The sequence below is a fragment of the Myxococcus guangdongensis genome (genome assembly GCF_024198255.1).
Lineage (GTDB): Bacteria > Myxococcota > Myxococcia > Myxococcales > Myxococcaceae > Myxococcus > Myxococcus guangdongensis.
Genome location: NZ_JAJVKW010000033.1, coordinates 1 through 11,404 on the forward strand (window position 1 = coordinate 1; position 11,404 = coordinate 11,404).

Consider the following 11,404-nt stretch of genomic DNA (forward strand, 5'->3'; position numbering starts at 1 on the left):
AGGGCTTCCTCCAGCAGCGGCTGCCCGAGTACATGGTGCCCTCGGCTTTCGTCTCGCTGTCGGCCTTCCCTCTCTCCGCCAACGGCAAGCTCGACAGGAAATCGCTCCCTGCTCCCGACTTCGCCTCCTCCTCCTCCGCCGACGAATTCGTCGAGCCCTCCACTCCCGCTCAGGCTCGCCTCGCCTCCATCTTCGCCGACGTCCTCGGCCTCGAGCGCGTCAGCCTCCACGGCGACTTCTTCGAACTCGGTGGCCACTCCCTCCTCGCCACACAGGTCGTTTCTCGCATCCGCTCCTCCTTCAGCGTCGAGCTGCCCCTCGGTGAGCTCTTCGCCGCGCCCACCGTCGCCCTCCTCGCTCAGCGCTTGGAGCAGCACAGCACTGCGTCCCGCCAGCCTCCTCTCGTCCCTGTCGACCGCTCCCAGCCGCTTCCTCTCTCCTTCGCTCAGCAGCGCCTCTGGTTCCTCGACCAGCTCCAGCCCGGCTCTTCCACCTACAACATCCCCTGGGTCCTCAAGCTCTCCGGCTCGCTCGACTCCTCCGCGCTCCTGAAGTCCCTCCAGGCCCTGACCCAGCGCCACGAAGTCCTTCGCACTCGCTTCTCCACCCACGAAGGCCAGCCCATCCAGATCATCCAGGGCGAGCTCCGGCTCGAACTGCCGTTGGTGGATCTGCGAGGAATCGCCCCCGTTCAGCAGGACGCGACCATTGATCGACTGACGCGAGAAGAGGCCTCGCGACCGTTCGACCTGGCTCGAGGTCCGCTGGTCCGTGCCTCACTCATCCGCACGGATGAGCTGCAGCATCTGCTGCTCGTCACCGTCCATCACATCATCTCGGATGGTTGGTCCATCGCGGTCATGGTCCGAGAACTGGGTGCGTATTACCGCGAGTACTCGGGCGGAGAGGCCGCGCAGCTCGCGCCCCTGCCCATCCAGTACGCCGACTTCTCCGTCTGGCAGCGTCAGTGGCTCCACGGCGACGTCCTCGCCTCCGAACTCGACTGGTGGCGTCACCAGCTCGCGGGCGCCTCTTCCGCGCTCGAGCTGCCCACCGACAAGCCTCGCCCCGCCGTTCAGACCTACCGCGGCGCCGTGCTCCCCATCGAGCTCTCCCGAGAGCTCACCCAGGCCGTCAAGGCGCTGGCCCAGCGTGAGGGCTCCACGCCCTTCATGGTCCTGCTCGCGTCCTTCCAGCTCCTGCTCTCCAAGTACTCAGGTCAGGACGACATCTCGGTCGGCTCCCCCGTCGCCAACCGCAACCGCTCCGAGACCGAAGGCCTCATCGGCTTCTTCGTCAACACGCTCGTCCTGCGCGCACGCATCGAAGGACAGCGTTCGTTCCGCGAGCTGCTGGGACAGGTGCGTCTGAGCACCCTCGCCGCCTACGAGCACCAGGACGTCCCGTTCGAGAAGCTCGTCGAGGAACTGCAGCCTCAGCGCGACCTGAGCCGCTCGCCCCTGTTCCAGGTCTCATTGACCCTGCAGAACGCGCCGGAGTCCTCTCTGGCGCTCTCGGGGCTCGACATCACGGCGCTGCCTGCCGAGATCAACACGTCGAAGTTCGACTTCAGCCTCTTGTTCACAGAGGCCGAGCAGCTCTCGGGCATCATCAACTACAACACCGACCTGTTCGAAGCGGCCACCATGCAGGGCCTGCTCCGGCACTTCACCGTGTTGCTCGAGGCCGCCGTCGCTCGCCCCGATCAGGCGCTGAGTGCTCTGCCCATCATCTCCACGGGAGAGAAGGCACAGGTCCTCACGAACTGGAGCGGCACTGCCGTTGAGTATCCTCGCAGCGCCAGCATCCACTCGCTGTTCTCGCAGCAGGCGGCCCGCTCGCCCGATGCCGTCGCTGTTGTCTCGGGGGATGAAGCGGTCACCTACTCGCAGCTCGAGGAGCGCTCCAACCAGCTCGCGCACCACCTGCGCGCCCTGGGTGTCCTCCCTGGCTCTCGCGTCGCCGTCCGTCTCGACCGCTCCGCCGACCTCATCGTCTCCCTCCTGGCCGTCCTCAAGGCCGGCGCGTCCTACGTCCCCCTCGACAAGGCCTGGCCCTCCGAGCGCCTCTCCTTCGTCCTCCGTGAGTCCGCTGCGGGCGTTCTCATCTCCCACTCCGACGTCGCGGATGACTTGCCCGCCTTCGGCGCCGTCCTTCTCATCGTCGATGAAGAGGCCTCTCGCATCTCTCGCAGGCCGACGACTGCACTGACCTCTGACGTCACTGGCGATGACCTCGCCTACGTCATGTTCACCTCGGGCTCCACCGGCGAGCCCAAGGGCGTCTGCGTTCCTCACCGCGGCGTCACTCGCCTCGTCTCCTCTTCCTTCATCCGCTTCGGCGCCTCGGAAGTCTGGCTCCACGCCGCTCCCGTCGCCTTCGACGCCTCCACTCTCGAAATCTGGGGTGCGCTGCTCCATGGAGCCAAGCTCGTCCTCGCGCCTCCTCACTCCCTCTCTCTCGAGGAGTTGGGTGCTGTCCTCGTCCGCGAGAAGGTCTCCTCTCTCTGGCTGACGGCCGCTCTCTTCGAGCAGATGGTGGCTCACCAGTCTTCTGCTTTGACGGGCGTGCGCCAGGTGCTCGCCGGTGGTGATGTGCTTCCGCCTCACCGCGTCCGGGAGCACCTCGCGCGACTCCCTGAAGGCCACGTCCTCGTCAACGGCTACGGCCCCACCGAGAACACCACCTTCTCCGCCACCCACTCCCTTCGCCACGGCGACTCAGTCTCCCGCTCCGTCCCCATCGGCGCCCCTCTCTCCAACTCCTCCGCCTTCGTCCTCGACTCCTCCTTCCAGCCTCTTCCTCCTGGCGTCCCTGGCGAGCTCTTCGTCGGTGGTGACGGCCTCGCCTGGGGCTACCTCAACCGCGCCGACCTCACCGCCGAGCGCTTCGTCCCGCACCCCTTCAGCAGCTCCCCTGGTGCTCGCCTCTACCGCACCGGTGACAAGGCTCGCTGGCTCTCTGACGGCTCCCTCGAGTTCCTCGGTCGCAACGACTTCCAGGTGAAGATTCGTGGCTTCCGCATCGAGCTCGGTGAAGTCGAAGCCGCTCTGCGCCTCTTCGCTGGCATCCAAGAGGCTGTCGTCCTCGCTCGTGAGGACGTCCCCGGTGACAAGCGTCTCGTCGCCTACTTCATCCCCGCGGATGAGCAGACCGTCGACACCACCTCACTCAAGGGCTTCCTCCAGCAGCGGCTGCCCGAGTACATGGTGCCCTCGGCTTTCGTCTCGCTGTCGGCTTTCCCCCTCTCCGCCAACGGCAAGCTCGACAGGAAATCGCTCCCTGCTCCCGACTTCGCCTCCGCCTCCTCCGCCGACGAATTCGTCGAGCCCTCCACTCCCGCTCAGGCTCGCCTCGCCTCCATCTTCGCCGACGTCCTCGGCCTCGAGCGCGTCAGCCTCCACGGCGACTTCTTCGAACTCGGTGGCCACTCCCTCCTCGCCACACAGGTCGTCTCTCGCATCCGCTCCTCCTTCAGCGTCGAGCTGCCCCTCGGTGAGCTCTTCGCCGCGCCCACCGTCGCCCTCCTCGCTCAGCGCTTGGAGCAGCACAGCACTGCGTCCCGCCAGCCTCCTCTCGTCCCGGTCGACCGCTCCCAGCCGCTTCCTCTCTCCTTCGCTCAGCAGCGCCTCTGGTTCCTCGACCAGCTCCAGCCCGGCTCCTCCACCTACAACATCCCCTGGGCTCTCAAGCTCTCCGGCTCGCTCGACGTCGGCGCGCTGCGCCAGTCCCTCAACGCGCTCCTCGCTCGCCACGAGGTGCTTCGCACCCACTTCGCGGTGCACGACGGCCAGCCCGTTCAGGTCATTCGTCCTGATGTCCGGCTGGAGCTTCCTGTCGTCGACCTGCGGGGCTTGAAGGCGACCTCTCTCGAGGCCGAAGCATCGGCGCTGATGCGCCAGGAGGCTCAACACGCGTTCAACCTCGCACAGGGTCCTCTTGTCCATGCGACCCTGGTGAGGACGAGCGATGAGGAGTACCTCCTCCTCGTCACCGCTCACCACATCATCTCCGACGGTTGGTCCATCTCCGTCATCGCCCGAGAGATCGCGGCTTTCTACCGCCAGTTCGCAGGCGGAGACGCCGCACAGCTCGCGCCGCTTCCCATCCAGTACGCCGACTTCTCCGTCTGGCAGCGCCAGTGGCTCCATGGCGACGTCCTCACCTCGGAGATCGACTGGTGGCGCCAGCAGCTCGCTGGAGCATCGACTTCTCTCGAGCTGCCCACGGACAGGCCTCGCCCCGCCATCCAGACCTACGGCGGCGCCGTCGTCCCTGTTGCTCTCTCCAAGCAGCTCAGCTCCCAGGTGAAGGAACTGGCCCAGCGCGAGGGCGCCACGCCCTTCATGGTCCTGCTCGCTTCCTTCCAGCTCCTGCTCTCTCGCTACTCAGGGCAGGACGACGTCTCGGTCGGCTCGCCTGTCGCCAACCGCAATCGCTCCGAGACCGAAGGCCTCATCGGCTTCTTCGTCAACACGCTCGTCTTCCGTTCCCGGCTCAATGGCAAGCAGTCGTTCCGCGAGCTGCTGGAACAGGTGCGTCTGAACACCCTCGCCGCCTACGAGCACCAGGACGTCCCCTTCGAGAAGCTCGTCGAGGAACTGCAACCTCAGCGTGACCTCAGCCGCTCACCGCTGTTCCAGGTCACCCTGACGCTCCAGAACGCACCCGAGGGGGCGCTGACGCTTCCCGGGCTCAGCCTCGACGCCCTGCCTCCGAGCATCGAGACGTCCAAGTACGACTTCAGCCTCCTCCTCGACGAAGGAAGCGAAGGCTTCTCGGGCATCATCAACTACAACACCGACCTGTTCGACGCGGCCTCGATGGAGCGCCTCGCGCAGCACTACACTGTGCTCCTCGATGGGCTTCTCGCCAGCCCCGACAGACAGCTCGGCCTCGTGTCGATGCTCACGCCTTCCGAGAAGCAACTGCTCCCCTCGTGGAACGGAACGCAGTCCGCTTACTCGCGCGATGCCAGCGTCCACGCGCTGTTCTCACAGCAGGCGGCCCGTTCGCCCGATGCCGTCGCTGTTGTCTCGGCCGATGAGGCTGTCACCTACTCGCAGCTCGAGGAGCGCTCCAACCAGCTCGCGCACCACCTGCGCGCCTTGGGTGTCCACCCTGGTTCTCGCGTCGCCGTCCGCCTCGACCGCTCCACGGACCTCATCGTCTCCCTTCTGGCCGTCCTCAAGGCCGGCGCGTCCTACGTCCCCCTCGACAAGGCCTGGCCCTCCGAGCGCCTCTCCTTCGTCCTCCGTGAGTCCGCTGCGGGCGTCCTCATCTCCCACTCCGACGTCGCGGATGACTTGCCTGCCTTCGGCTCCGTCCTCCTCATCGTCGATGAGGAGGCCTCTCGCATCTCTCGTCGGCCCACGACGCCGATTGCCTCCGAGGTGACGGGCGATGACCTCGCCTACGTCATGTTCACCTCGGGCTCCACCGGCGAGCCCAAGGGCGTCTGCGTTCCTCACCGCGGCGTCACTCGCCTCGTCTCTTCTTCCTTCATCCGCTTCGGCGCCTCGGAAGTCTGGCTCCACGCCGCTCCCGTCGCCTTCGACGCCTCCACCCTCGAAATCTGGGGGGCTTTGCTTCACGGCTCGAAGCTCGTCCTCGCGCCTCCCCACTCCCTCTCTCTCGAGGAGTTGGGTGCTGTCCTCGTCCGCGAGAAGGTCTCCTCCCTCTGGCTGACGGCCGCTCTCTTCGAGCAGGTGGTCGCTCACCAGCCGGAGGCGATTGCTGGTGTCCGGCAGCTCCTCGCCGGTGGCGACGTGCTTCCGCCTCACCGCGTCCGGGAGCACCTCGCTCGCCTCCCCGAAGGCCACGTCCTCGTCAACGGCTACGGCCCCACCGAGAACACCACCTTCTCCGCCACCCACTCCCTGCGCCACGGCGACTCAGTCTCCCGCTCCGTCCCCATCGGCGCTCCTCTCTCCAACTCCTCCGCCTTCGTCCTCGACTCCGCCCTCCAGCCTCTTCCTCCTGGCGTCCCTGGCGAGCTCTTCGTCGGTGGTGACGGCCTCGCCTGGGGCTACCTCAACCGCGCCGACCTCACCGCCGAGCGCTTCGTCCCGCACCCCTTCAGCACCTCCCCCGGCGCTCGCCTCTACCGCACCGGTGACAAGGCCCGCTGGCTCTCCGACGGCTCCCTCGAGTTCCTCGGCCGCAACGACTTCCAGGTGAAGATTCGTGGCTTCCGCATCGAGCTCGGCGAAGTCGAGGCCGCTCTGCGCCTCTTCGCTGGCATCCAGGAGGCTGTCGTCCTCGCTCGTGAGGACGTCCCCGGTGACAAGCGTCTCGTCGCCTACTTCACCTCGGGCGACGCCTCCGTCGACACCTCCTCACTCAAGGGCTTCCTCCAGCAGCGGCTGCCCGAGTACATGGTGCCCTCGGCTTTCGTCTCGCTGTCGGCTTTCCCCCTCTCCGCCAACGGCAAGCTCGACAGGAAATCGCTCCCTGCTCCCGACTTCGCCTCCTCCTCCTCCGCCGACGAGTTCGTCGAGCCCTCCACTCACGCTCAGGCTCGCCTCGCCTCTATCTTCGCCGACGTCCTCGGCCTCGAGCGCGTCAGCCTCCACGGCGACTTCTTCGAACTCGGTGGCCACTCCCTCCTCGCCACACAGGTCGTCTCTCGCATCCGCTCCTCCTTCAGCGTCGAGCTGCCCCTCGGTGAGCTCTTCGCCGCGCCCACCGTCGCCCTCCTCGCTCAGCGCTTGGAGCAGCACAGCACCGCGTCCCGCCAGCATCCCCTCGTCCCGGTCGACCGCTCCCAGCCGCTTCCTCTCTCCTTCGCTCAGCAGCGCCTCTGGTTCCTCGACCAGCTCCAGCCCGGTTCCTCCACCTACAACATCCCCTGGGCTCTCAAGCTCTCCGGCTCGCTCGACGTCGGCGCGCTGCGCCAGTCCCTCAACGCGCTCCTCGCGCGCCACGAGGTGCTTCGCACCCACTTCGCGGTGCACGACGGCCAGCCCGTTCAGGTCATCCGTCCTGACCTTCAGCTCGAGCTGCCTGTTATCGACCTGCGGGGTCTGGAGCCCGTTGCTCGCGAGGCTGAAGCCGAACGACTGACGCGCGCGGAGGCGCTGTACTCGTTCGACATGTCCCGCGGTCCGCTCGTGCACGCGTCACTGGTGCGCCTGAGCGACGAGGAATACCTCCTCCTCGTCACCGCTCACCACATCATCTCCGACGGTTGGTCCATCGCGGTCATCACGCGCGAGATCGCCGCCTTCTACCGCCAGTTCGCCGGTGGAGACGCCGCGCAGCTCGCACCGCTGCCCATCCAGTACGCCGACTTCTCCGTCTGGCAGCGTCAGTGGCTCCATGGCGACGTCCTCGCCTCCGAGATTGATTGGTGGCGTCAGCAGCTCGCGGGCGCCCCTTCCACGCTCGAACTGCCCACGGACAGGCCTCGTCCCGCCATCCAGACCTACGGCGGCGCTGTCGTCCCTGTTGCTCTCTCCAAGCAACTCAGTGCGCAGGTGAAGGAACTGGCCCAGCGCGAGGGCGCTACGCCCTTCATGGTCCTGCTCGCAGCCTTCCAGCTCGTGCTCTCCCGCTACTCGGGACAGGACGACATCTCCGTGGGTTCGCCCATCGCGAACCGTAATCGCTCGGAGACCGAAGGCCTCATCGGCTTCTTCGTCAACACGCTCGTCCTGCGCTCGCGCATCGATGCGCAGCGCTCGTTCCGTGAGCTGCTGGGACAGGTGCGCCTGAGCACCCTCGCGGCCTACGAACACCAGGACATCCCCTTCGAGAAACTCGTCGAGGAGCTGCAGCCGCAGCGCGACCTCAGTCGCTCGCCGCTGTTCCAGGTCACGCTCACGCTTCAGAACGCTCCAGAAGAGGCCCTGACCCTCCCTGGCGTCGCGCTGGGTGGAGTGCCGCCTAGCATCGAGACGTCCAAGTACGACTTCAGCCTCCTTCTCGAAGAGGGCAAGGACGGCTTCTCAGGCATCATCAACTACAACACCGACCTGTTCGACGCGGCCTCGATGGAGCGCCTCGCTCAGCACTTCTCGGTGCTCTTGATCGAGGTCGTCTCGTCACCGGAGACCCAACTCCGCCAGATTCCGCTGCTCACGTCCGCAGAGAAGCAGGCCGTGATCTCGACGTGGAACAACACCGTCACGGATTACCCGCGCAACGCCAGCATCCACTCGCTGTTCTCGCAGCAGGTGGCCCGTTCGCCCGATGCCGTCGCTGTTGTCTCGGCGGATGAGGCTGTCACCTACTCGCAGCTCGAGGAGCGCTCCAACCAGCTCGCGCACCACCTGCGCGCCTTGGGTGTCCTCCCTGGCTCTCGCGTCGCCGTCCGCCTCGACCGCTCCGCCGACCTCATCGTCTCCCTCCTGGCCGTCCTCAAGGCCGGCGCGTCCTACGTCCCCCTCGACAAGGCCTGGCCCTCCGAGCGCCTCTCCTTCGTCCTCCGTGAGTCCGCGGCGGGCGTCCTCATCTCCCACTCCGATGTCGCGGATGACTTGCCCGCCTTCGGCGCCGTCCTCCTCATCGTCGATGAAGAGGCCTCTCGCATCTCTCGCAGGCCGACGACTGCACTGACCTCTGACGTCACTGGCGACGACCTCGCCTACGTCATGTTCACCTCGGGCTCCACCGGCGAGCCCAAGGGTGTCTGCGTTCCTCACCGGGGCGTCACTCGCCTCGTCTCTTCTTCCTTCATCCGCTTCGGCGCCTCGGAAGTCTGGCTCCACTCCGCTCCCGTCGCCTTCGACGCCTCCACCCTCGAAATCTGGGGGGCTTTGCTTCATGGCTCGAAGCTCGTCCTCGCGCCTCCCCACTCCCTCTCCCTCGAGGAGTTGGGTGCTGTCCTCGTCCGCGAGAAGGTCTCCTCTCTCTGGCTGACGGCCGCTCTCTTCGAGCAGATGGTCGCTCATCAGCCGGTGGCCCTCTCTGGCGTACGACAGGTGCTCGCCGGTGGTGACGTGCTTCCGCCTCACCGCGTCCGGGAGCACCTCGCTCGCCTCCCCGAAGGCCACGTCCTCGTCAACGGCTACGGCCCCACCGAGAACACCACCTTCTCCGCCACCCACTCCCTTCGTCACGGCGACGCTGTCTCCCGCTCCGTCCCCATCGGCTCGCCGCTCTCCAACTCTTCCGCCTTCGTCCTCGACTCCGCCCTCCAGCCTCTTCCTCCTGGCGTCCCTGGCGAACTCTTCGTCGGTGGTGACGGCCTGGCTTGGGGCTACCTCAACCGCGCCGACCTCACCGCCGAGCGCTTCGTCCCCCATCCCTTCAGCAGCTCCCCTGGTGCTCGCCTCTACCGCACCGGTGACAAGGCTCGCTGGCTCTCTGACGGCTCCCTCGAGTTCCTCGGCCGCAACGACTTCCAGGTGAAGATTCGTGGCTTCCGCATCGAGCTCGGCGAAGTCGAGGCCGCTCTTCGCCTCTTCTCCGGCATCCAGGAGGCTGTCGTCCTCGCTCGTGAGGACGTCCCCGGTGACAAGCGTCTCGTCGCCTACTTCACCGCTGACGAAGAGCAGACCGTCGACACCACTGCGCTCAAGGGCTTCCTCCAGCAGCGGCTGCCCGAGTACATGGTGCCCTCGGCTTTCGTCTCGCTGCCCGCCTTCCCTCTCTCCGCCAACGGCAAGCTCGACAGGAAGTCTCTTCCCGCTCCCGACTTCGCCTCGGCTTCCGCCGACGAGTTCGTCGAGCCCTCCTCTCCCTCTCAGGCTCGCCTCGCCTCCATCTTCGCCGACGTCCTCGGCCTCGAGCGCGTCAGCCTCCATGGCGACTTCTTCGAGTTGGGTGGCCACTCCCTTCTCGCCACTCAGGTCGTCTCTCGCATCCGCTCCTCCTTCAACGTCGAGCTTCCTCTCGGTGAGCTCTTCGCCGCGCCCACCGTCGCCCTCCTCGCTCAGCGCTTGGAGCAGCACAGCACTGCGTCCCGCCAGCCTCCCCTCGTCCCCGTCGACCGCTCCCAGCCGCTGCCTCTCTCCTTCGCTCAGCAGCGCCTCTGGTTCCTCGACCAGCTCCAGCCCGGCTCCTCCACCTACAACATCCCCTGGGTCCTCAAGCTCTCCGGCTCGCTCGACTCCTCCGCGCTCCTGAAGTCCCTCCAGGCACTGACCCAGCGTCACGAAGTCCTTCGCACTCGCTTCGCCATTCACGACGGTCATCCGGTCCAGGTCATCCAGCCGGACTTCATCCTGGAGATGCCGGTCATCGACCTGACCTCACTGCCCGCGCAGGAGCGCGCGGCCGAGGCCCAGCGATTGGCCTCGCAGGAGGCCGCGCGTCCGTTCGACCTCGCGCATGGCCCCGTGGTTCGTGCCTCGCTCATCCGCCTGGATGCGCGAGAGCACAGGCTCCTCGTCACGATCCACCACATCGCGTCGGACGGTTGGTCCATCTCCGTCATGGTTCGCGAGCTGGCGGCCTTCTACCGCCAGTTCTCCGGCAACGAGTCCACGCCGCTCGCGCCCCTTCCCATCCAGTACGCTGACTTCTCCATCTGGCAGCGCCAGTGGCTCCACGGTGAAGTGCTCCAGCAGGAGCTCGGTTGGTGGCGCACGCAGCTCGCGGGGGCTCCCGCCGCCATCGAGCTGCCGACGGACAGGCCTCGTCCCGCCGTCCAGACCTACAACGGCGCGGTCCTGCCGTTCACGCTCACGACGGAGCTGACGCAGGCCGTGAAGGCGCTCGCTCAGCGTGAGAACGCGACGCCGTTCATGGTGCTGCTCGCGGGCTGGCAGGTCCTCCTGTCCCGCTACTCGCGTCAGGACGACATCTCGGTGGGCTCGCCCATCGCCAACCGCAACCGCGCCGAGACGGAGGGCCTCATCGGATTCTTCGTCAACACGCTGGTCCACCGCGCGCGCATCAACCCCGAGCACTCCTTCCGTGAGCTGCTCACGAACACGCGAGCCTCCACGCTGGCCGCGTTCGAGCACCAGGACATCCCGTTCGAGAAGCTCGTCGAGGAGCTCCAGCCGCAGCGTGACCTCAGCCGCTCGCCGCTCTTCCAGGTGTCCTTCGTCTACCAGAACACTCCGGACGAAGACCTCGACCTCCCGGGCCTCGAGCTCGACGTCCTCACCTCCGAGCTGCACTCCGCCAAGTTCGACCTCTTCCTCGGCATGAACGAGGTCGGAGGCAAGCTGCAGGGCGCGCTGGACTACAACTCAGACCTGTTCGATGCCTCCACCGTGGAGCGCATGGCTCGCCACTTCACGAGCCTGCTCACCGAGGCAACCGCTCACGCGGACCAGCCGATTCACACCCTGAAGCTCCTCTCGGCCACCGAGACGCAGACCCTGCTCTCCGACTTCCAGGGCGAGCACGTCCGCTACCCCGAGGACGCCACCCTCCACTCCCTCTTCGAGGCCCAGGCCCTCCGCACGCCTCACGCCGAGGCCCTCCGCTTCGAGAAGACGTCTCTCTC

General features: G+C 66.7%; 1 protein-coding gene. It reads left to right on the forward strand.

Annotation, left to right across the window (positions count from 1 at the left end; all coding sequences use genetic code 11):
• The coding region (locus LXT21_RS44430) for a non-ribosomal peptide synthetase (RefSeq protein ID WP_254044345.1) at positions 1 to 11,404 on the forward strand (11,404 nt) is incomplete at both ends.